13 protein-coding genes are annotated in these 22,793 nt (G+C 73.7%); 3 read left to right on the top strand and 10 right to left on the bottom strand.

Annotation, left to right across the window (positions count from 1 at the left end; all coding sequences use genetic code 11):
- Nucleotides 1-56: 56 nt before the first annotated feature.
- From ACZ7M2_RS01625 to ACZ7M2_RS01595, 7 genes are read right to left on the bottom strand one after another with little or no spacing between them, the layout of a single operon-like run.
- Nucleotides 57-893 carry an HpcH/HpaI aldolase/citrate lyase family protein gene (locus ACZ7M2_RS01625; protein ID WP_471593715.1) on the bottom strand — a complete coding sequence of 279 codons (837 nt, stop codon included), beginning with the start codon at nucleotides 891-893 and terminating at the stop codon, nucleotides 57-59.
- Nucleotides 890-2,110: a CaiB/BaiF CoA transferase family protein gene (locus ACZ7M2_RS01620; protein WP_471593714.1), complete on the bottom strand. Its 1,221-nt coding sequence runs from the start codon at nucleotides 2,108-2,110 to the stop codon at nucleotides 890-892. The genes ACZ7M2_RS01625 and ACZ7M2_RS01620 overlap by 4 nt, the downstream gene beginning before the upstream one ends.
- Nucleotides 2,107-3,018 carry a ribokinase gene (rbsK, locus tag ACZ7M2_RS01615; RefSeq protein ID WP_471593713.1) on the bottom strand — a complete coding sequence of 304 codons (912 nt, stop codon included), beginning with the start codon at nucleotides 3,016-3,018 and terminating at the stop codon, nucleotides 2,107-2,109. The genes ACZ7M2_RS01620 and rbsK overlap by 4 nt, the downstream gene beginning before the upstream one ends.
- Nucleotides 3,015-4,403 (bottom strand): ADP-ribosylglycohydrolase family protein, encoded by a 1,389-nt coding sequence (locus tag ACZ7M2_RS01610; RefSeq protein WP_471593712.1) that lies wholly within the window; start codon nucleotides 4,401-4,403, stop codon nucleotides 3,015-3,017. Before ACZ7M2_RS01610 ends, rbsK begins: the two co-directional genes overlap by 4 nt.
- Entirely contained in the window at nucleotides 4,400-5,560 is a 1,161-nt protein-coding gene (locus ACZ7M2_RS01605; protein WP_352046545.1) for an ADP-ribosylglycohydrolase family protein, read from the bottom strand. The genes ACZ7M2_RS01610 and ACZ7M2_RS01605 overlap by 4 nt, the downstream gene beginning before the upstream one ends.
- Before the next feature lie 7 nt (nucleotides 5,561-5,567).
- Nucleotides 5,568-6,863, bottom strand: coding sequence for an ADP-ribosylglycohydrolase family protein (locus ACZ7M2_RS01600; protein WP_471593711.1), 1,296 nt, complete (start codon nucleotides 6,861-6,863; stop codon nucleotides 5,568-5,570).
- The gene (locus ACZ7M2_RS01595; RefSeq protein WP_471593710.1) at nucleotides 6,860-7,960 is read right to left on the bottom strand and encodes an ADP-ribosylglycohydrolase family protein; all 1,101 of its coding nucleotides are present in this window, start codon (nucleotides 7,958-7,960) and stop codon (nucleotides 6,860-6,862) included. Before ACZ7M2_RS01595 ends, ACZ7M2_RS01600 begins: the two co-directional genes overlap by 4 nt.
- A 250-nt stretch (nucleotides 7,961-8,210) precedes the next feature.
- Between ACZ7M2_RS01595 and ACZ7M2_RS01590 the strand changes: the two genes are divergently transcribed.
- The 3 genes from ACZ7M2_RS01590 (at nucleotide 8,211) to ACZ7M2_RS01580 (ending at nucleotide 15,362) form a co-directional block, all read left to right on the top strand.
- Nucleotides 8,211-8,942 carry a VIT1/CCC1 transporter family protein gene (locus ACZ7M2_RS01590; RefSeq protein WP_471593709.1) on the top strand — a complete coding sequence of 244 codons (732 nt, stop codon included), beginning with the start codon at nucleotides 8,211-8,213 and terminating at the stop codon, nucleotides 8,940-8,942.
- Between the two features lie 365 nt (nucleotides 8,943-9,307).
- Entirely contained in the window at nucleotides 9,308-13,909 is a 4,602-nt protein-coding gene (gltB, locus tag ACZ7M2_RS01585) for a glutamate synthase large subunit (RefSeq protein ID WP_471593708.1), read from the top strand.
- A complete protein-coding gene (locus ACZ7M2_RS01580) occupies nucleotides 13,902-15,362 on the top strand; it encodes a glutamate synthase subunit beta (protein WP_471593707.1) in 1,461 nt (486 codons plus the stop codon). The genes gltB and ACZ7M2_RS01580 overlap by 8 nt, the downstream gene beginning before the upstream one ends.
- Nucleotides 15,363-15,503: 141 nt before the next feature.
- On the opposite strand, the gene ACZ7M2_RS01575 is transcribed toward ACZ7M2_RS01580, so the two are convergent.
- Genes ACZ7M2_RS01575 through ACZ7M2_RS01565 form a run of 3 tightly spaced genes read right to left on the bottom strand, consistent with a single transcriptional unit; the run spans nucleotide 15,504 to nucleotide 22,724 of the window.
- Nucleotides 15,504-16,514, bottom strand: coding sequence for an ABC transporter ATP-binding protein (locus ACZ7M2_RS01575; RefSeq protein WP_471593706.1), 1,011 nt, complete (start codon nucleotides 16,512-16,514; stop codon nucleotides 15,504-15,506).
- The gene (locus ACZ7M2_RS01570) at nucleotides 16,511-19,288 is read right to left on the bottom strand and encodes an ABC transporter permease (RefSeq protein WP_471593705.1); all 2,778 of its coding nucleotides are present in this window, start codon (nucleotides 19,286-19,288) and stop codon (nucleotides 16,511-16,513) included. Before ACZ7M2_RS01570 ends, ACZ7M2_RS01575 begins: the two co-directional genes overlap by 4 nt.
- A 1-nt stretch (nucleotide 19,289) precedes the next feature.
- Nucleotides 19,290-22,724 (bottom strand): FtsX-like permease family protein, encoded by a 3,435-nt coding sequence (locus tag ACZ7M2_RS01565; protein WP_471593704.1) that lies wholly within the window; start codon nucleotides 22,722-22,724, stop codon nucleotides 19,290-19,292.
- Nucleotides 22,725-22,793: the final 69 nt, after the last annotated feature.

The raw sequence follows: 22,793 nt of genomic DNA, 5'->3' as shown, positions 1-22,793 counted from the left end.
TCCTCCGGTACGTCGAAGGGGGGCGCCGCGTCCGAGGACGCGGCGCCCCCCTTCGCTCATTTCCGGCGGGAGAGCGCCAGCGTGCGGCGGGCGCACGCCACGACCGCCGCGTCCACGAACCGGCCGTCGGGCAGGGCCTGGGCGCCCGGCTCGGTGGCGGCGGCCTTGACGATGAGCTCGGCGGTCTCGACCTCGGCCGGGGTCGGGAGATAGGCGTGTTCGATCACCGGGAGCTGGCGGGGGTGGATGGCCGCGCGGCCGAGGAAGCCCAGGGTGCGCCCGTGGGCACAGGAGGCGGCGAGGCCTTCGAGGTCCCGGATGTCCGGGTAGATCGACTGCGTGGGCGGCGCGAGGCCGGCGGCCCGGGCGGCGACCACGATCCGGGCGCGGGCCCAGTCCAGGCCCGCGTCCTCCCGTACGCCCAGGTCGGCCCGTAGATCCGCCTCCCCCAGTCCGATGCCGCGCACCGCCGGGTGGGCCGCGGCGATGGTGAAGGCGTGTTCGACACCGAGGGCGGTTTCCAGGAGGGCGTACAGGGGGATCGCGCCTCCCTCGGAGGGGGCCGAGTGCTCCGCGACCCGGACGACGTCGGCCGGGGAGGTCACCTTGGGCAGCCGGAGGCCGGAGAGTCCGGGGAGCGGGGCGAGCGCCCTCAGGTCGGCCTCGGCGAAGGGACCGTCCAGCGCGTTCACGCGGACGTGGACGGGGACCGGGGGAGGGTCCGAGAGCAACTCGGCGGTGGCGGCGCGGGCGTACTTCTTGCGGTGCGGGGCGATCGCGTCCTCCAGGTCGATCAGGACGACGTCCGCGCCGGAGACGAGGGCCTTGGCCACCACTTCCGGTCGGTCTCCGGGGGCGTAGAGCCAGGTGAGCGGGAGGGCCGGGATCCTCATAGGGCGCCTTCCGATCTGAGGGTGGTGATCTCGGCCTCGGACAGGCCGAGTTCGGTGAGGACGGCGTCCGTGTCGGCGCCGTGGGGGCGGCCCGTCCAGCGGATCGCGCCGGGAGTGGTGGAGAGCCGGAAGAGCACGTTCTGCATGCGCAGGGGGCCGAGTTCGGGGTCGGCGACGGTGGTGATCGTGTCCAGGGCCGCGTACTGCGGGTCCTCCATCACATCCCGTACGTCCTGGATCGGGGCCACCGCCGCCTCCGCCTTCTCGAAGGCGTCCAGGACCTCGGCGCGGCGGTGGCGGGCGATCCAGGAGCCCACCGCCTCGTCCAGGACGTCCGCGTGGCGGGCCCGGTCGGCGCCCGTCGCGAACCATGGTTCCTCGATCAGCTCCGGGCGTCCGACCAGCCGCATCAGCCGCTCGGCGATCGACTGGGCGGAGGTCGAGACGGCGACCCAGGAGCCGTCCGCCGTGCGGTAGGTGTTGCGGGGCGCGTTGTTCGCGGAGCGGTTGCCGGTGCGGGGCTGGACGTAACCCAACTGGTCGTACCAGAGCGGCTGCGGACCGAGCACGGTGAGGATCGGCTCGATGATCGCCATGTCGACCACCTGGCCGCGGTCCGACGCGTCGCGGGCGCGGAGCGCGGCCATGACGGCGTACGCCGTCGCCAGGCCCGCGATCGAGTCGGCCAGGCCGAAGGGCGGGAGGGTCGGCGGGGAGTCCGGTTCGCCGGTGATCGCCGCGAAGCCGCTCATCGCCTCGGCGAGGGTGCCGAAGCCGGGGCGGTGCGCGTACGGGCCGAACTGGCCGAAGGCGGTCACGCGGGCGAGGACGAGGCGGGGGTTGGCGGCCGACAGCTCCGCCCAGCCCAGGTCCCACTTCTCCAGGGTGCCGGGCCGGAAGTTCTCGATGATCACGTCGGCGGTGGCGGCGAGGCGCAGGAGGGTGGCGCGGCCGCCGGGCCTGGACAGGTCGAGGGTGATGGTGCGTTTGTTGCGGCCGAGGAGTTTCCACCACAGGCCGATGCCGTCCTTCGACGGGCCGTGGCCCCGGGAGGGGTCGGGCTTGGCCGGGTGCTCGACCTTGACGACCTCCGCGCCGAAGTCGCCGAGCATGGTGGCGGCGAGCGGTCCGGCGAACAGGGTGGCGAGGTCGAGGACGCGCAGCCCGGTGAGCGGACCGCGATCCGTCTCCGTCCGCGCACCCGTATGCCCGCTCATGAGGTGTGCCGGGTGTGCGAGGCGGCCTGGGCGTCGATCTCGGAGCGGTACGGCATCGAGGGCGAGGCGCCGACGCGCTGCACCGACAGGGACGCGGCCGCCGACGCCCATGCGAGGGCGGCGCGCATCGGCCGGCCCTCGGCGAGTGCGACCGCCAGGGTGCCGACGAAGGTGTCGCCCGCGCCGGTCGAGTCCACGGCGGTGACCCGGGGCGCGGGCACGCTGAGGGGTTTGGCGCCGCGGGCCGCGTACAGACTGCCCGCCGCGCCCAGGGTGACCACGACTTCCGGTACCTGGTCGAGCAGGGCGGTGGCCGCTTCGTGGGGGTCGGTGACGCCGGTGAGCGCGGCGGCCTCGTGCTCGTTGGGCACCAACAGGTCGATGGAGGCGAGGAGTTCGGGCGGCAGGGACTGTACGGGGGAGGGGGTCAGGATGGTCCGGACGCCGTGGCGGCGTGCGGCCTCGGCGCCCGCGAGGACGGCGGCCAGCGGGATCTCCAGCTGGAGCAGCAGTGCGTCGGCGCCGGCGATGAGGGCCTCGTCGCCGGGGGCGAGGTGGTCGACGGTGGCGTTGGCGCCGGGGATGACGACGATCGCGTTGCCGCCCTCGTCTTCCACGACGATGTGCGCGGTGCCGGACGGGCCCTCGGTGGTGCGCAGGTGGTCGGTGTCCACGCCCGAGTGCTCCAGGGTCGTACGGAGCTGGGAGCCGAAGGTGTCGGCGCCCACCGCGCCGATCATCGAGACGTCGGAGCCCGCGTGGGCGGCGGCCACCGCCTGGTTGGCCCCCTTGCCGCCGGGGATCGTACGGAACTCCCGTCCCGTCACGGTCTCTCCGCGCTGCGGGGCCTTCGCGACGTACGCGACGAGGTCCATGTTCGTGCTGCCGAGCACGGCGATAAGGGTCATGGGTGACGGGTCTCCCGATGCGTGAGCTGGTGGGTCAGCCGGTGGGTCAGCTGGGCGAGGGTGTCGAAGCCGACGCCGTCGAAGTCGGCGACGGAGGTGGCGAGGCGGTTCTTGAGGGGGGTGGTCCAGCGGTCGGGGAGCGCGGCGGGGGCGCCGGTGAGCAGGCCCGCGACGCTGCCCGCCGTCGCGCCGTTGGAGTCGGTGTCCCAGCCACCGGACACCGCGCGACAGATGGAGCCGGAGAAGTCACCGTTCGCGTGGGTGAGGGCGGCGGCGATGAGGGCGGTGTTGGGGAGGGCGTGGACCCAGTGGTAGGCGCGGTGGGTGGTGTGCAGCGCGTCGACGACCGTGTCGAAGTCCTCGGTGGCGCGGGCGAGGTGAACGGCGTGGCGGATCGCCTCGGCCAGCCGGGAGGCGGGGGGCACGACGGTGAGGCCGGTGCGCAGGCAGGCGTGGATGTCGCCGTGGCCGGTGGCCGCCTCGGCGATGGTGGCCGCCGTGAACATCGCGGCGTACACGCCGTTCGCGGTGTGGGTGAGGGCGGCGTCCCGGTGGGCCGCTTCCGCGGCGGCGGCCGGATCGCCCGGGTTGGTCCAGCCGTGGACGTCGGCGCGGATCAGGGCGCCGATCCATTCGCGGAAGGGGTTGCGGTGGTGGGCCGTGTGCGGGGGTTCGATGCCGGTGAGCAGGTTGCGGTAGGCGACGCGTTCGGCGGTGAACGTGCGGCCGGCGGGGAGTTCGTCCAGCCAGACGCGGGCCACGTCGGCGGTCGTGAAGTCCCTGCCGTGCCGCTGGAGCAACAGGAGGTTCAGGAGGGGGTAGTTGAGGTCGTCGTCCTCGGGCATGCCGTCGATGTTCTCGGCGAGGGAGGTGAGGGCGGAGCGTCTGTTCCAGGGATGGGCCCGCAGGAGGTCGTCGGGTACGCCCCGAGCGGTGAACCAGGTGCGCAGGGGCCAGTTTCCGCCGGCCCGGGCCAGGTCGCGGATCCCTTCGAGGGGGAGCTTCTCCACCGGTTTGCCGAGCAGACAACCGACCGCTCTACCGAGCCAGGCGGCTTCCAGGCGGGCCTGGGCGGGAGCCGGTGCGGGCCCCGGCCGAGCGGGCCAGTCCGGGCAGTGGGCCTTGATCCGCTCCAGGTCCGTCGGCTCTGTGTCCGCCAACCCGCTGGGCAGCTCCGCCAGTTCGTCCAGGAGGTCTCCCGCCAGTGCGCGCAGATACCGCGAGGCGGGAGTCGGGGACGTGCCCGCGCGCGGTGGGGCCTTTGCCCCGCCCGCCGCGTGCCAGCGGGCGGCGATCGCCTCCGGTGCGCGACCGTCCTGGTACGCCTGGGCGAGTTCGTGGCCGAGAAGGTCCTCGGGCTGGACCCAGGTCAGTCGGAGCGTCATGGGGTCCCCGTCAGCTCGGCGTACGCGGACTCGTGGGCGCGGCGACGGCCCACGTCACGGGCGAAGATCTCGCGGGTCACCCCGGTGAGGGTGGTCGCCGGGGCGTGCAGATCCAGGCGGCTGGACTCGGCGACCGTCTTGGCCCAGTCGTGGGGGATCTCGGAGCCGAGGGCACCGGCGAGGGCGCCGGACATGGTGGCGATGGAGTCGCAGTCGCGGCCGTAGTTCACCGAGCCGAGGACCGCGTGCCGGTAGTCGCCCCCGGAGACCACCAACATGCCCAGGGCCACGGGGAGTTCCTCGATCGCGTGGAGGCGGGAGGGGCGGCGGGCGGCGAGGGAGGGGGAGCGGTAGTCGGGGCCGACCGTGTCGTAGGGGGCCACCGCCTCGCGGAGCGGGATCAGCGCCGACTCGAAGTCCGTGTGACGGGCGGCGACTTCGCAGACCGCCTCGATCGCCGACCGGGTGCCGTCCTTCGCCAGGGACAGGCAGGCCGCGACGACCGAGTCCGGGCTCGCCCCGGGCGCGCACGCCGCCGCGACCCCCGCCGCGAAGACGCCCGCCGCCTCCCGACCGTACGACGACTGGTGGGCACCCGCGACGTCGAGCGCCTCGGTGTACGCGCCCGCCGGGTTGGCCGCGTTGACCAGGCCGACCGGCGCCATGTACATCGCGGCGCCGCAGTTGACGATGTTGCCGGTGCCGGCCTCCCGGGGGTCCACATGGCCGTAGTGGAGGCGGGCCACCAGCCACTTCTCCGCCAGGAAGATCCGCTGGAGGGGGATGGCGTCGGCCTCCAGTTCCGGGATCCAGCGCGGGCCCGTCATGAGGTCGGGGACCAGGTGCTCGGCGACGGCGTACGCGTCGAGGTGGTCGCGGACGGTGGCGTAGACGCGTACCAGCGCGTGGGTCATCAGGGTGTCGTCGGTGACGTGTCCGTCGCCCTTGTGGTACGGGGCGATGGGGCGGGCGGTGCGCCAGGCGTCGCCGTTCCAGGGGCCCACGATGCCGTGGATCCGGCCGCCGTGCCGTTCGACGATCTGCTCGGGGGTGTAGCCCTCGACGGGGCCGCCGAGCGCGTCGCCGACGGCGGCTCCGACGAGGGCTCCGGTGATGCGTTCGTCGAGGGTTCCCGATCCTTCTCCTTTGGGCGTCATGCCCGAATCATCCCTCTGGGGTGGCCAGTTCCGTCGCTTCCAGGAGGTCGGCGAGTCCGATCAGGTCCGTGCCCGTGAGCCGGGGCAGCGCGCAGCCGGACAGGATGCGGCAGGCGTCACGCCAGGAGGCGGGGATCGCGGCGCCGCCGCCCAGCGCGCCGGTGAGCGCGCCCGCGAGGGCCGGGGCCGAGTCCGCGACCCGGGACAGACAGGCGGCGGCGGGCACCGCCTCCGCGATCCGGCCGCGTGCGGCGGTGGCCAGGGCGAGGGCGACCGGCACGGTCTCCGCCGCCGCGATGCCGTAGCTGTAGACGTGGTCGACGATCTGGTGTTCCAGGAGGGGGACCAGGGCGAAGGTGTCCTCGCTGGCGCGGGCGAGCCGCAGTGCGTGCCGTGCGTTGCGGCCGATCTCCGTCGACTCGGGGAGCTCGGCGAGGGCGGCGTCCGCGCAGGCGTCGACGTCGGCCCCGGCGAGGGCGAGCGCGAGGGCCGCGGCCATCGCGCGGGCGCCGTGCACCCCGTCGCCGTCCTGGGTGTAGCGGGCGTCGAACTCGGCGAGTTCCGCGGCGAGTCGGGGGTCGCCCGGATGTGCCACGGCGAGCACACAGGCCCGTACGCAGGCCGCGTCGTCGAAGTAGTGCGGGTTGTCGTGGCCGGTGGCGGGCGGGCGCAGCCCGGTGGCGAGGTTGCCGAGGCCCGCCCGTACGGAGATCCGGGCGCGGAGGGGGAGCAGCGCGGACTCGACCTCGGGGGCGCGCTCGGCGGCCGCGGCGACCTCGCTGGCGACGGCGTTCCAGGACAGGTCGATGGACGCCCGCATCCGGCGTTCCCGGCTCAGGTCGCCGAGCGCGCTGCGGTCCCCGGCGCGCAGCACGGCCTCCGCCGCGAACGCCGCCCATTCCGCGTCGTCCGACGGGCCGAGCCGCAGGGGTTCCGGCGGCTGGTTCAGCGCGATGGGCACGGGCAGGGTCGTCGTCGCGTTCTGTTCCGCGAAGGTGTCCAGTTCGCGGGTCAGCCGCCGGGTCCACTCGGGCATCCGGGCCGCGCGGTGCCGGCCGGCGGGCCAGCCCGCGGCGTCGCCCGCGGCCAGCCCGAGCAGGAGGCCCTCGATCCGGCGGGGGCGCGGGGCCGGTGCGGGGGCCGCGTCCGGTTCGGTACGGGGAGCCGCGTCCGACGAGAGTGAGTCCCCGGTGCCGGTCGTCGTGGGGGAGTCCTCGATGTCGCGGATCGAGACCGATCCCCCGGCTTCCGGTGCCGAGGCCGATCCCGTACCGGGTTCGGCGCCCACCAGGCCGGGTCTCATGGCTGCACCTCGTCATCGTCGTCGGCAAGGATGTAATCGCTGGTGAGGGCGTACAGGTCGGGGGGAGGAGGTGCCGTGCTCCCGGTTCCCCACTTCCCGTCGTCCCCCGGTGTGAGCAGTTCCGCCACGTCCAGTACGTGGTGGCCCGCCATGGAGGGCAGGCAGCTGCCGCGTGCCGGGCCGATCGCCGCCGCCCAGTCCGCCGGGATCGCGGCGGCGCCCTGGGTCGACCCGGCCAGCGCGCCCGCCACCGCGGCCGTGGTGTCGGCGTCGCGGCCCATGTTGACGGCGGTCAGGACGGACTCGGTGAAGTCGCCGTCGGCTGCGGCGTACGCGCCGAAGGCGAGGGCGACGGCCTCCGGGGCCAGGTCGGTCCAGGGGTAGCCGCCGATGACGACCGCCGAGCGGACCGCCCGTTCCCCACGGTGGGCGACGGCCACCGCCCGGCGCAGGGAGCGGGCCGTCCAGGAGTCGTCCGGGATCACGGCGAGCGCGGAGGCGACGACCGCGATCGTGGCCGCACCCGCCATCGCCGCCGCGACCCCCGCGGCGACCGCCTGGCCGCCGTAGATGCCCTCGCCTTCGTGGCTCACCGAGCCGTCGATCGCCACCAGCCGCGCCGCCTCCGCCGGGCGGCCCGCCGCGAAGACGCCGAACGGGGCCGCGCGCATCGCCAGACCGTCGCTCCAGGCGTGCCGGTGCTGGGCGGAGATGGGGGCCGCGAGTCCCCGGCGCAGGTTCTCCAGGGTGCCGCGCTCGCTGAAGCCGGCGCCCCGGAACGGCCCCTCGTCGCGGTCGGCGATCCACTGGTGCCAGGCCGCCTCGACATGCGTCACGGTGAGCGCCGAGCCGTGCCGGGCCAGCAGCAGCCCCGAGAAGATCGCGTACTCCGTGTCGTCCGTCCCGGCCGGGTGCTCGGCGACGTACCCCGTGATCCGTCCCCACTTCGCGCGGATCTGCGACGGCCTCATGTTCTCGGCGGGCGCGCCCAGCGCGTCCCCGACGGCGAGGCCGAGCAGCGCGCCGCGGGCCCGCTCGCGCAGAGCGGCCGAGTCCCCGGGTGCCGGGACGGAGGGAATGCAGGCGATGGAAGCCATACGGTGCCTCTCCTCTCAGGGCGCAGAGCCCTTTGGGGATGTGTCCCACGGGAGGGGGCGGGGAGAGCCGTCCGCGGCTCCTCATTCACCCGGTCGACATCTGTGCATGATCCATCACGGATGAGCGCTTGAGGGTAAAACCGCAGGTTAGCCCAGCCTTTCCTTGCTGGCGGAGAAGAAATTCCAGGCGTAGTTTCGTGGTTGTCGAAAAGTAGAAACAGTCCAATCGAACGGATCCTGGGGGACCGGTATGTCCATCATCGAGACCGAAGCGACGCTGCACGAGGCGCACCGCGACAACCACACCCACCGGGATGTGAACGGCGGATGGCTGCGCCCGGCCGTGTTCGGCGCGATGGACGGGCTCGTGTCCAACCTCGCCCTGATGACCGGTGTCGCCGGCGGGTCCGTCTCCCATCGGACGATCGTCATCACCGGGCTCGTGGGCCTGGCCGCCGGCGCCTTCTCCATGGCCGCGGGCGAGTACACCTCCGTCGCCTCGCAGCGCGAACTCGTCCAGGCCGAACTCGAAGTCGAGCGCCGTGAGTTGAGAAAGCATCCGCAGGACGAGGAGCGCGAGCTCGCCGCACTGTACGAGTCGCGCGGCGTCGATTCCGCGCTCGCCCGCGAAGTGGCCAAGCAGCTCTCGCGCGACCCCGAACAGGCCCTGGAGATACACGCCCGCGAAGAGCTCGGCATCGACCCCGGCGACCTGCCCTCCCCGGCCGTCGCCGCCGTGTCGAGCTTCGGCTCCTTCGCCCTGGGCGCCCTGCTCCCCCTGCTGCCGTATCTGCTCGGTGCGACCGTCCTGTGGCCCGCGCTGCTGCTCGCGCTGATCGGGCTCTTCGCGTGCGGCGCGATCGTGGCCCGGGTGACGGCTCGAACCTGGTGGTACAGCGGAATCCGGCAGCTCGCGCTCGGGGGTGCCGCGGCGGGTGTGACATACGTCCTGGGCAGCCTGTTCGGTACCGCCGTAGGATGATGTCTCGCGCACTTATGCATGGGGCTGTATAAGTAGCCGTTACTCGCTGGTTTCGATTGCTTAACCACTGGGAATGAGCCGTAAGCGCTGCGGGCAATGAGGCCTGCGCCGCGCCAGTGCGGTGGGTGACGTTGCCCGCCGTACTCCGGGCCCACGGACACCGATCTGTCCGCTTAGGCCCCCTTAACTTCACTGTCGTGCGAGGTGCCCCCACGCCACCCCTGGGTGTCCGCATGTTGGAACGCAGTATCCGGTTCCCGAGAACCACTCCATCATGTAACCTGCACGAAATTTTGCACCCCTAAGCAGAGGGCCAACGTCGTCCCTCGGCACATGCATATGCCACGACGACGACGGGAGAGCCGATGCGTACGCCGCGCCAGCCGTCCCAGCACTCCACGAATGGCCAGAACTGGTCCTTCATGGATGCTCGCCCTGCTGCGCAGGGTATGTACGACCCCCGCAACGAGCACGACGCCTGTGGCGTCGGCTTCGTGGCCACCCTCACCGGTGAGGCGAGCTACGCGCTGGTCGAGCAGGCGCTCACCGTGCTGCGCAACCTGGAGCACCGGGGTGCCACCGGCGCCGAGCCCGACTCGGGCGACGGTGCGGGCATCCTGTCCCAGGTCCCCGACGCGTTCCTCCGTGAGGTGGCCGGATTCGAGCTGCCCGCGGCCGGCGCGTACGCGGTCGGTATCGCCTTCCTGCCGAAGGACGGCACCGAGGACGCCGTCTCACGGATCGAGACGATCGCCGGCGACGAGGGCCTGACCGTCCTCGGCTGGCGCGAGGTCCCGGTCGCCCCCGAACTGCTCGGCGCCACCGCCCGCTCCACGATGCCCGACTTCCGCCAGATCTTCGTCACGGACGGCGTCTCGACCGGCATCGAGCTGGACCGCAAGGCGTTCGTGCTGCGCAAGCGTGCCGAGCGCGAGGCCGACGTGTACTTCCCGTCGCTCTCCGCGCGCACCATCGTCTACAAGGGCATGCTGACCACCGGCCAGCTGGAGCCCTTCTTCCCGGACCTGTCCGACCGCCGCTTCGCCTCCGCGATCGCGCTCGTGCACTCCCGGTTCTCCACCAACACCTTCCCGAGCTGGCCGCTCGCCCACCCGTACCGCTTCGTCGCGCACAACGGCGAGATCAACACGGTCAAGGGCAACCGCAACTGGATGAAGGCCCGCGAGTCCCAGCTGGTCTCCGACCTCTTCGGTGACAAGGGCCTGGAGCGGGTCTTCCCGGTCTGTACGCCCGACGCGTCCGACTCCGCCTCCTTCGACGAGGTGCTCGAGCTCCTCCACCTCGGCGGTCGCTCGCTCCCGCACTCCGTGCTGATGATGATCCCGGAGGCGTGGGAGAACCACGACTCCATGGACCCGGCCCGCCGCGCCTTCTACCAGTTCCACTCCACGATGATGGAGCCCTGGGACGGCCCGGCCTGTGTCACCTTCACCGACGGCACCCAGGTCGGCGCGGTCCTCGACCGCAACGGTCTGCGCCCCGGCCGCTACTGGGTCACCGACGAGGGTCTCGTCGTCCTCGGCTCCGAGGTCGGCGTCCTCGACATCGACCCCGCGAAGGTCGTCCGCAAGGGCCGCCTCCAGCCCGGCAAGATGTTCCTCGTCGACACCGCCGAGCACCGCATCATCGAGGACGACGAGATCAAGGCCGCCCTCGTCGCCGACAAGCCGTACACGGAGTGGCTGGAAGCCGGCGAGATCGAGCTCTCCGACCTCCCCGAGCGCGAGCACATCGTGCACACCCACGCCTCGGTAACCCGCCGCCAGCAGACCTTCGGCTACACCGAGGAAGAGCTGCGCATCATCCTCGCGCCGATGGCCAACACCGGCGGTGAGCCGCTGGGCTCCATGGGCACGGACTCCCCGATCGCGGCCCTGTCCGCGCGCCCGCGTCTGCTCTTCGACTACTTCACCCAGCTGTTCGCGCAGGTCACCAACCCGCCGCTGGACGCGATCCGCGAGGAGCTCGTCACCTCGCTGCGCTCCTCGCTCGGCCCGCAGGGCAACCTCCTGGAGCCCACCGCCGCGTCCTGTCGTAGCGTCACCCTGCCCTTCCCGGTGATCGACAACGACGAGCTGGCCAAGCTCATCCACATCAACGCCGACGGCGACATGCCGGGCATGAAGGCCGCGACCCTGTCCGGTCTCTACCGGGTCAGCGGTGGCGGCGACTCCCTCGCCGCGCGGATCGAGGAGATCTGCGCGGAGGCCGACGCCGCCATCGAGAACGGCGCCCGTCTGATCGTCCTGTCGGACCGCCACTCCGACGCCGAGCACGCGCCGATCCCCTCGCTGCTGCTCACCGCGGCCGTCCACCACCACCTCATCCGCACCAAGCAGCGCACCCAGGTGGGCCTGCTGGTCGAGGCGGGCGACGTCCGCGAGGTCCACCACGTGGCCCTCCTCATCGGCTTCGGCGCCGCCGCGGTCAACCCCTACCTGGCGATGGAGTCGGTCGAGGACCTGGTCCGCGCCGACACCTTCCTGACCGGCATCGAGGCCGAGCAGGCCATCCGCAACCTGATCTACGCGCTCGGCAAGGGCGTCCTCAAGGTCATGTCCAAGATGGGCATCTCCACCGTCGCCTCCTACCGCGGCGCTCAGGTCTTCGAGGCTGTCGGCCTCGACCAGGCCTTCGTCGAGAAGTACTTCAACGGCACCGCCACCAAGATCGGCGGCGCAGGTCTCGACGTCATCGCCAAGGAGGTCGCGGCGCGGCACGCCAAGGCCTACCCGGCCTCCGGCATCGCCCCGGCGCACCGCGCCCTCGACATAGGCGGCGAGTACCAGTGGCGCCGCGAGGGCGAGCCGCACCTGTTCGACCCGGAGACGGTCTTCCGCCTCCAGCACTCGACGCGCTCCGGCAGCTACGACATCTTCAAGAAGTACACCGACCGGGTGAACGAGCAGTCCGAGCGCCTGATGACGCTCCGCGGCCTGTTCGGCTTCACGTCCGACCGGCAGCCGATCCCGCTCGACGAGGTCGAGCCGGTGAGCGAGATCGTCAAGCGCTTCTCCACCGGCGCCATGTCGTACGGCTCCATCTCCAAGGAGGCGCACGAGACCCTCGCCATCGCCATGAACCAGCTGGGCGGCAAGTCCAACACCGGCGAGGGCGGCGAGGACGCGGACCGGCTCTACGACCCGGCGCGCCGCTCGTCGATCAAGCAGGTCGCCTCCGGCCGCTTCGGCGTCACGTCGGAGTACCTGGTCAACGCCGACGACATCCAGATCAAGATGGCGCAGGGTGCCAAGCCCGGCGAGGGCGGCCAGCTGCCCGGCCACAAGGTCTACCCCTGGGTCGCCAAGACCCGGCACAGCACCCCGGGCGTGGGCCTGATCTCCCCGCCCCCGCACCACGACATCTACTCCATCGAGGATCTGGCCCAGCTGATCCACGACCTCAAGAACGCGAACCCGCAGGCGCGGATTCACGTCAAGCTGGTCTCCGAGGTCGGTGTCGGCACGGTCGCCGCGGGTGTCTCCAAGGCGCACGCGGACGTGGTGCTCATCTCCGGCCACGACGGCGGTACGGGCGCCTCCCCGCTGACCTCCCTGAAGCACGCGGGCGGCCCCTGGGAGCTCGGCCTCGCCGAGACCCAGCAGACGCTGCTGCTCAACGGCCTGCGCGACCGTATCGTCGTGCAGACCGACGGCCAGCTGAAGACCGGCCGCGACGTCGTCATCGCCGCGCTGCTCGGCGCCGAGGAGTTCGGTTTCGCGACCGCGCCGCTCGTCGTCTCCGGCTGCGTCATGATGCGCGTCTGTCACCTGGACACCTGCCCGGTCGGCATCGCCACCCAGAACCCGGTGCTGCGCGACCGCTTCGCCGGCAAGGCCGAGTACGTCGTGAACTTCTTCAAGTTCATCGCCGAAGAGGTTCGCGAGATCCTCGCCGAGCTGGGCTTCCGCACCATCGAGGAGGCCGTCGGCCACGCCGAGAACCTCGACGTGGAGCGGGCGGTCACCCACTGGAAGGCGCAGGGCCTGGACCTGTCCCCGCTCTTCCACGTGCCCGAGCTGCCCGAGGGCGCGGTGCGCCACCAGGTCGTCACCCAGGACCACGGTCTGGAGAAGGCGCTCGACAACGAGCTGATCAAGCTCGCCGCCGACGCGCTGGCCGCGAACACCCAGGCCGACGCCCAGCCGGTGCGCGCCCAGGTCGCGATCCGCAACATCAACCGCACGGTCGGCACCATGCTCGGCCACGAGGTGACGAAGAAGTTCGGTGGCGGGGGCCTGCCCGACGACACCATCGACATCACCTTCACCGGCTCCGCGGGCCAGTCCTTCGGCGCTTTCCTGCCGCGCGGTGTCACGCTGCGCCTGGAGGGTGACGCCAACGACTACGTCGGCAAGGGCCTCTCCGGCGGCCGGGTGATCGTCCGTCCCGACCGGGGCGCCGACCACCTCGCCGAGTACTCGACCATCGCGGGCAACACCATCGCGTACGGCGCGACGGGCGGCGAGCTCTTCCTGCGCGGCCGCACCGGCGAGCGCTTCTGCGTCCGCAACTCCGGCGCGACGGTGGTCTCCGAGGGCGTGGGCGACCACGGCTGCGAGTACATGACCGGCGGTCACGCGGTCGTCCTCGGCGAGACGGGCCGGAACTTCGCGGCCGGCATGTCCGGCGGTATCGCGTACGTCGTCGACCTGAACCGCGACAACGTCAACGCCGGCAACGTGGGCGCCGTCGAGGCCCTCGACGAGACCGACAAGCAGTGGCTGCACGACGTGGTGCGCCGCCACCAGGAGGAGACCGGCTCGACCGTAGCCGAGAAGCTCCTGGCCGAGTGGGACAGCATCGACGGGGGCGCGTCCCGCTTCAGCAAGATCATCCCCAGCACGTACAAGGCAGTGCTCGCCGCCAAGGACGCCGCCGAGCGAGCCGGACTCCCCGAGTCCGAGATCACCGAGAAGATGATGGAGGCGGCGACCAATGGCTGATCCCAAGGGCTTTCTGAACCACGGCCGTGAGGTCGCCAGGACCCGCCCCGTCGCGGAGCGCGTCAAGGACTGGAACGAGGTCTACGTTCCCGGTTCGCTGCTCCCGATCATCTCCAAGCAGGCCAGCCGATGCATGGACTGCGGGATCCCGTTCTGCCACAACGGCTGTCCGCTGGGGAACCTGATCCCCGAGTGGAACGACTACGCCTACCGCGAGGACTGGGGGGCCGCGTCCGAGCGTCTGCACGCCACGAACAACTTCCCGGAGTTCACGGGCCGCCTGTGCCCCGCTCCCTGCGAGTCGGCGTGTGTGCTCGGCATCAACCAGCCCGCCGTGACCATCAAGAACGTCGAGGTCTCGATCATCGACAAGGCGTGGGACACGGGCGACGTCGCCCCGCGGATCCCCGAGCGCCTGTCGGGCAAGACCGTCGCGGTCATCGGTTCGGGCCCGGCGGGTCTGGCCGCCGCCCAGCAGCTCACCCGGGCGGGCCACACGGTCGCCGTGTACGAGCGTGCCGACCGCGTCGGCGGCCTGCTGCGCTACGGCATCCCCGAGTTCAAGATGGAGAAGCGGCACATCAACCGCCGCATCGAGCAGATGCGCGCGGAGGGCACCCGCTTCCGCACCGGCATCGAGATCGGCCGCGACCTCAAGGCGACGGACCTGCGCAAGCGGTACGACGCCGTGGTCATCGCCGCCGGCGCGACGACCGCGCGTGACCTCCCGGTCCCCGGCCGCGAGCTCAAGGGCATCCACCAGGCCATGGAGTACCTGCCGCTGGCCAACAAGGTGCAGGAGGGCGACTACGTGGCGCCCCCGATCACGGCCGAGGGCAAGCACGTCGTGGTCATCGGCGGCGGCGACACCGGCGCGGACTGCGTGGGCACCGCCCACCGCCAGGGCGCGGCCTCGGTCACCCAGCTGGAGATCATGCCGCGACCGGGCGAGGAGCGGAACCCGGGCCAGCCCTGGCCGACGTTCCCGATGCTCTACAAGGTCACCTCCGCGCACGAGGAGGGCGGTGACCGCGTCTACGCGGTCTCCACCACCCACTTCGAGGGCGACGAGGACGGCAACGTCCAGTGGCTGCACCTCACCGAGGTCGAGTTCGTCGACGGCAAGCTGAACCAGAAGCCGGGCACGGAGCGCAAGATCCCCGCCCAGCTGGTCACGCTGGCCATGGGCTTCACCGGCACCGACGTCGAGAACGGCGTGGTCTCGCAGTTCGGCCTGGAGCTCGACGCGCGCGGCAACATCGCCCGCGACGCCGAGTTCGCGACCAACGTGCCCGGCGTGTACGTCGCCGGTGACGCCGGCCGCGGCCAGTCGTTGATCGTCTGGGCCATCGCGGAGGGCCGCTCGGCCGCCCGCGGGGTCGACCGCTTCCTGACCGGGGCCAGCGACCTGCCGGCCCCGATCCGCCCGACGGACCGCTCGCTGATGGTCTGACGCTCCACCCCGACAAACGTCCCGTACAACGGCGTACGGAACTGAACGCGGCGCCTGCCTTGTCCCCGACCGGACGGTGGTGGGCGCCGTGGTGCGTCGTCGGCAGGTCGGGCCGGCGGCGGGGCGTCGTGGTGGCCGGACTCAGTCGGCCGGGCGCCCGGTGTCGTCCGGCCAGACCCCGATGTGGTCCTGCTCCAGTTCCAGCATCACCCGGTCCTCCATCCCGAGGGCCGCGGTGTACTCGGCGGGCAGCTGGAGCCGGCCGGCCCGGTCCAGCGTCGCGAACTCCCGTGCCACCAGGGACTCCTGGCCCTGCGCGTCGACCTCCGTGCGGCGCAGCACCTCCGTCGAGGTACGGCCGTCACGGATCGCGACCGCGCGCCGGACCTCGCCGGCGACCGCCTGGTCGTGCGTGACGATCACGATCGTCGTGCCCAGCTCCTCGTTGGCCCGGCGGAACGCCGCGAAGACCTCCGCGCCGGTCGCCGAGTCGAGTTCGCCGGTCGGCTCGTCGGCGAGCAGCACGGACGGCGCGTTGGCGAGGGCCACGGCGATCGCGACCCGCTGCTGCTGCCCGCCGGACATCTGCGACGGACGGCGGCCGTGGCAGTCGGCGACGCCGAGCATCGCGAGCAGCTCCTCCGCCCGCTCGGCCCGCCGCTTCCCGCGGCCCCGGCCACCCTTCAACTGCATGGGCAGCGCCACGTTCTGGGCCGCCGTCAGATAGGGCAGGAGATTGCGGGCCGTCTGCTGCCAGACGAAACCGACCACCTCACGGCGGTAGCGCAGCCGGTCCTTCGCGTTCATGGTGAGCAGATCGCGGCCCGCGACCCGCGCGGCGCCCGCGGTGGGCACGTCGAGGCCGGCGAGGATGTTCATCAGGGTCGACTTGCCGCTGCCGGAGGCCCCGACCAGCGCCATCAACTCGCCCTCCCGGACCAGCAGATCGAGCCCCTGGAGCGCCTGCACCTCCACCCCCGCGGAGCCGCCGCGACCGGGGGAGCCGCCCCCGGCAGACCGGCCGGAGAAGATCCGGACCAGCCGGTCGCAGGCGATCAGGGCGTCCCGCCCGTACGCGGGCCGGTCGCGGCGCGCCGCCGCCCGATGCTCCAGCTCCGCCAGGCTCGTCCGCGAGGTCGTCGCACGGGTCATCGCATGCCTCCTGTCCTGAGTTCGGTGATCGACGTACGGCGCCCCGCCCACCAGGCCTGCGCGACGGCCACCGCCCACGCCAGCAGCACCGTGCCCGCCGCGGGCACGAGCAGCGACCACACGTCGGTACGCAGCGACGCGCCGACCACCGGAACCCGGCCCGCCGCGGTGGCCAGCGCGAGACGTTCCAGGTCGATGCCGGGAGCGAGCAGCCGGACCGTGGCCCAGCCGGCGAGCATCCCGCCCGAGGCCGCGAGCAGCGCCTGGGGCAGCGCGTCCAGGCTGAGCAGCCGACGGCCCTGGCGGGGTGTGAGGCCCATGGTGCGCAGCCGGGCCAGCAGCGCGGCCCGTTCCGGCGCGGACTGAAGGAGGGAGAGCAGCAGGGCGAGCACGGCGTACCCCGCACCGGCCAGGGCGGCCGTGGTGTAGATCCGCTCGGCGCCCACCTGCAACGGCGCATCGGAGAGCGCCGCCCGTTCCTCGCCGCGCAACGTCACGGTGAGGCCCTTCCCGGCGCCGCGCACGGCCGTCCGCAGGGCCGGTGCGTCGAGTGCGGCACCGGTCGCCAGCAGCGTCGTCGGGTCGGAGTGGGTGAGGCCCGCGGCGTCGACCAGCAGGAAGTCGGCACCGGGGGCGGCGGGGGTGCGGGAGCGTACGGCGGCGATCCGGACGGTGAGGTCACCGGCGAGGGACGTGATGCGACGCGGCGCGCGGCCCAGGCGCTCCGCGAGACCGGGGGAGGCGACGGCGTTCAGCACACCCCCCGTCCCCGCACCCTTTGCCCCCTTCGGCTTCAGCACATCCGCGGGGAAGGCCCCGAGGCCCGTCTGCCGGGCGAGCCGCGCGTACGACGCCGGCTCGACCCCGATCAGCGTCAGGCCCTCCTTCGCCCCTGCCCCGCCGGAGGTGAGCTCCGCCGTGCGCTCGATCCGCACGGCCGTCACCGCACGTACGCCCGCGACCTTCCGTACCGCCCCTGCCACGCCCGCCGGGAGCGGCGTCGCCTCGCCCGGTCCCGCGATCCGCGCGTCCGCGCCGGTCGCCAGCAGCGCGGCCCGGTCCCGGGCGTCGGACACCCCGGCGAGCACGGAACCGCCGAACGCCGCCGTCGTCAGGGCCAGCAGCAGCGCCAGCAGCGGCAGCGCGACGCCCACCGTCGAGGAGCGGCCCGCGCGGGCCAGCGACAGGAAACCGACCACCCCGCGCCCTCGCGCGGCCGGCCGGGCGGCCCACCGCAGCGGCAGCGGATACAGCCGTACGAGCACCAGCGCCGCGATCAGCCCGACCAGGACCGGAGCGGCGCTCACCAGGAGGTCGCCCGCGCTGGACGCGCCGCGCCGCCGCAGCGCCACGACCGAGCCGACGGCCAGCACCAGCACGGTGAGTTCGGCGACCGTGCGGCGTCTGCCGGGCCTGGCGTGGGCGAGATCGTCGCGCTCCGCGTGCGCCCGCGGCCTGCGGTGCGCCACGACCGCCCGCACCGGCAGCACGGCACAGGCGAGGAGAGCGACGGCGCACGCCCCGAGCACGGCGGGCAGGAGCCGGGCCTCGTCGACGCTGAGCACGGCGAGCAGCAGACCGGCGGCGGCCGCGGGCACCGCCACGACCGCGGTCTCGGCGAGGAGCCGTCCGGCGATCCCACGCAGCGAGCCGCCCCGCGCACGCAGCAGGGCGAGTTCGGCGGCCCGGCGGACGGCGACCAGCCCGCCGGCCATCACCAGGACGACGGCGGCGACCGCGCCGATCCCGAACGCCCCGACCGCCACGACGGGCGTGATCGCCGCGCGGGTCGTGGTGTAGGAGCCGACGACGGTCTCCAGATCGGTGGCGACGGCCGCGGTGCCCCCGGCCACCTCGCGCATCCGCAGCAGCTCGGGCCCGCCTTCGAGGGAGGCGATCCGGGAGACGAGCCCCGGGACGTCCTGTGCGGTGAGCCGTTCGGTGGCGGGGGCGAACCGCCAGTACAACTCCGGCTGTCCCTGGCTGCCGAGGAGCACCGGGGCGGCGCCAGGTGCCAGCAGGAGGCCCGCCTCCCAGTAGAACTGCGGCGGGAGGGACGAGTCCGCGGCCACGCCCGGGGTACGCAGGACCGGCTCCGCGGACCAGTAACCGCCCTGCGGATGCCGGGGCTCCACGATCCCGGTGATCCGCACGACCAGCGGCGCACCCCCGAAGCCGTCCACGTCGATGACGGAACCGACCCGCAGCCGCAGCGTCCGGGCGGTCGCCTCGGTCACCGCGGCCTCGACCTTCCTGGTGTCCGCCGTCACCTCCCCGGCGGCGATGGGGAGCCGCCCGCCGCGCACGGTGGAGTGGGCGGCGAGTTCCGACTGCGCGGCCAGCGTGAAACGGGGCGGCGCGTCGATCACCGGCAGCCAGGGGTTCAGCCCGACGAGGCTCTTGGAGGTCCGCACCCCGTAGGCCGACTCCCCGGCGTCCGCCCGCAGCGGCGCGGGCAGCCTGGCCAGCGCCGCGCGCCGGACGGCCGCGAGTGCCGGGGGCCGTACCGCCTTCTCCCGGGTGGCCTGCGCGATCTCCAACCCCGGCTGCGGTGCGCTCAGTTCCACCGAGGTGGCGGCCGGGGGCGCCCCGGCGATCTCCTGCCGCAGCCCTTTCGTCTCGTACGCGTCAAGGGCCCGCGGCAGCGCCGCCGCGAGGAACGCGGTGACCAGCACGAGCACTCCGAACGCGACGGCCGCCCCGGGGGCGGTCCGCAGCCGCGTACGCACCCAGGGCGCCGCACCGCGCTCCGTGCGCTGCCTCCACCGGGCCATCTCAGCTGTCCCCCTGGTGGCGGAGCGCGACCGCCGGGTCGGCGCGGCGCACGGCCGTCGCGGCACTGATCAGCAGGGGCAAGGCCGCGACGCCCACGAGGAGCAGCGCCACCTGGGACACCGGGAGTTCGACGAGGACGCGGGGGACCGGCCGCGCGGCCCCCGGGGTCAGCACGATCAGGGGGACGACCGCCCGGGTCAGGACGGTGCCGAGGCCGAGACCGGCGAGCAGACCGGCCCCGATCAGCAGGCCCTGCTCCACGGCGACCAGCCGGGCGAGTTCCCGGCGGCCCGCACCCAGGGCCCTGAGCACGGCGAACTCCGCGGACCGCTCGCGCCGGGAGCCCGCGGTGCCCACCGCGAAGCCGCCCGCGGCGAGAGCCGCGGCGGCCACCGCCACCGCCAGCAGCGCCGCGCGCGGCCCGGCGCCGAGCGGGTCGCCCAGCAGCCGGTCCGCGGCCTCGTCCCGTACGAGCACCTGGTCCGGCTCGATGTCGGGGCGCGCCCGCAACGCGGCCGCGACCTGTGCGGCCCTGCCGGGGGAGGTGCTCAGCCACCATTCGGCCGGAGCGAGCGGAGCGCGGGCGCGCTGCGCGAACACGGCGTTCACGGCGCGCAGATCCACCAACAGCGCACCCCCGTCCGCCATGTCCGCCCCGCCCTCGTCCGCCGCACCGTCCGATGCTCCCGCCGCGTCCGCGGTGGTCCCGGCCCAGGCCGCGCCCGTTCCGGTCGTCGGCAGCTCGCTCACCGACCGCACGATCGTCACCCGCAGCCGCTCCCCGTCCAGCGTCACGTCGATGCTCTCGCCCGGCTCGGTCCCGGCCGCGCGCAGAAACGCCCGGGTGGCGACGGCCGCGATCGGTGCCGGGGGTGTGGCCCGCGCGGCGTCGAGGCGGACGGTGAACTCCGGCGGGCCGGAGGGCGACTCCTCGCTCCCGGGCGCCTCGCCCGTCCCGTACGAGACCGTCAGCGGCGCCGTCCCCGACGCGGCCGGACGCAGGGCCGTCGACGGGAGCGCCGCTCCGTCCGCCGTCTCGGTCCTGCTGCCCCGCCAGCGCACCCCGGCGGGCACCGCGACCGCGCGAGCGGTTTTGTCGGGGCCCGTGGACAGCATCCGTACGACGGTGAGCCGGTGCTGCTCGGGCTCGCCCGCGGGAACCGTGCCGTCGAGCTGCAGCCCGGTCAGCCGCAGCGGCCCGGCAGGCGTGGCGCGGGCGCCCGAAGCCGACACGTCCAGGTCGAGGGTGACCCGGTGGACCCGGCCGTCGACGGGCAGCTTCCCGGCGCTCAGCCGGTACGCGATGCCGTAGCCGTCCTCGACGACGACGGTGACCAGGGGCGCGAGTCCGGAAGGAGAACGCCCCGCCTTCGCCCCCTCACCCGCGGCCGTCGTCCCGCCCGTCGCCGCCGTCTCGTCGGTGATCCGCAGGTCGAGCGCGAGCCGCCGGGTGCCGTCGGGCAGCGACACCGAGGCTCCGGCCGCCCTCTCCCGAGGCGCGAGACCCCCCAGCAGCCGCCCCACGGGCTCGTCGGCGAGATCGCCGCGCATCAGCATCCCCTCCCCGGCGTGCGCCGTGTCCAGAGCGAGCACCGTCGCCCTGCGGCCGCCGGAGAGATCCGTGGTGGCGCGGTAGGCGGGAGCGGCGTCCCGTACCCCGGGCAGCGCGGCGTACAGACCGGTCTGGCCGGGGCTGCCCGGCCTGCCGTCCAGCACCCGTACGGAAGCACCCGTCCCGAAGTCCGCCTGGTCGCCCTGCGACCGCTGCCACGACGCGCTCTGCCCGATCGCCAGCATCCCGGTCGTCACGGCCAGGACCAGCAGCAGCACCGGCCCCGCCCCACGCAGCGGACGCCGGCTGAACTGCCAGCCCGCCAGCGCTGCCGGCAGGCCCCGCCCGCTCGCGGCCCGCCGCTCCGCGAGCCGCGCCCCCAGCGGCAGCAGCCGCAGCGTCAGCACCGTGCCCGCCAGCAGTGCCAGTGCGGGCGCCGCGACCAGCAGCGGATCGATGCCCAGATCGCCCGCCCGGTCACGGCTGAGCCCGCCGCCACCGGACGAGCCGGTCTGCCGGTCGAGTTGCCAGTACGCCACCGCCGCGATCAACAGCAGCCCCACGTCGGCCCCGGCCCGCACCGGCGCCGTGCCCGCCGCGGCCCGCACGCGCCGCAGCCGCGGCGGCGCACCCGCCGTCGCGGCCAGCGCGGGCGCCACGACCGCCGCCGCGCAGCACACCGCGACCCCGGCCGCGACCAGCCACACCTGGAGCACCGGAGCGTCCCCGAGCCGCACCCCGGTCCGGTCGAGGGACGACCACCGGGCGAGCAGCCGCACCAGCGGGCCTGACACCAGCGCGGCACCCACCGCCGCCGGCACGGCGAGCAGCAGCGCCTCCAGCGCGGCGAGGCCCGTGATCCGGCGGCGCGAGGCACCCCGCGCCTTCAGCAGATCGGTCTCCCCCGCCCGCTCGGTGTCGAGCAGCCGGGCCACCAGCAGCAGCGCGTACCCGGCGAGCAGCACCAGCTGGACGGAGACGATCATCAGCGTGGACCGGGAGACGAGCAGGGCCCGCCCGGTCCTGTCGAGCACGGCGGGCAGCGCCGTCCGCACGGTCGCCCCGGCTCCGAACGCCGCGTCCTTACGCAGCACTTCGGGCTCGCGCGCAGCAGCCTCCCGCAGCGCGTCGATGCCGTCGGTGGTCAGACTCCGGTAGTCGGCCGTCGCCACCCACCCGGTGGTGCCCGCGGAGGTGCGGGAGGCGAGGACGGACGGGTCGGCGAGCAGCGGGCCGTAGGTGGTGAAGTCGACGGTGCGCACCCCGTGACCGCCGAGGGTGTCCAGCTGCCAGTACGGATCCGCGCTGTCGGCGGCCCGGTACACACCGGTGACCCGGACCGTCAGGGGCGCGCCGCCCAGCCGGTCGGTCAGGGCGATCCGCGCGCCGGGCCTCACCTTCAGCCGGTCGGCGGCGACTTCGGGCAGCGCGACGGGCACGGGAGCGGTGCGCGCCGCCGGGGCCGGGCCGGGCGGTGTGCCCGAGACCAGCCTGATCCGCGACCGGTCCAGGGCGGCGAAGTGGGTGAGGTCCGGTTGCCCCGTGCGGCCATCGGTGCCCTGGAGGGAACGGGGCAGCGCGTACGGCCCCGAGCCGCGCAGCGTCCGTACGGTCACCGGAAGCCCGGCGAAGGTGCGGCGCGCGCCGCTGACTGCCGCGTCCTGGGCCGCCTCCTCCCGGCCGCGGGGTACGTCGGCGCTGATGACGAGGGAGGCGGAGGTCGCGGCCGGGCCGCTCAGGTTCTGCCGGAGCGCCGCGTCCCCGACCGAGGCGGAGAACGCGGCGAGGGCGGCGAGCACCGAGGTGGTCAGCAGCACCGCGAGCAGGGCGGCGCCGAGCAGCAGCCGATGCGCCCGAACGCGCAGCAACAAGAAGCCCGTCACTCGTCCCCCACCCGATGGCCGAGCCACCCCCTCGCCAACCCGACATGAATATCATGGGATTCCGTTCCG

The organism is Streptomyces sp. NPDC111507, from assembly GCF_055638955.1.
This window is presented reverse-complemented; position numbering and strand designations above follow the sequence as displayed.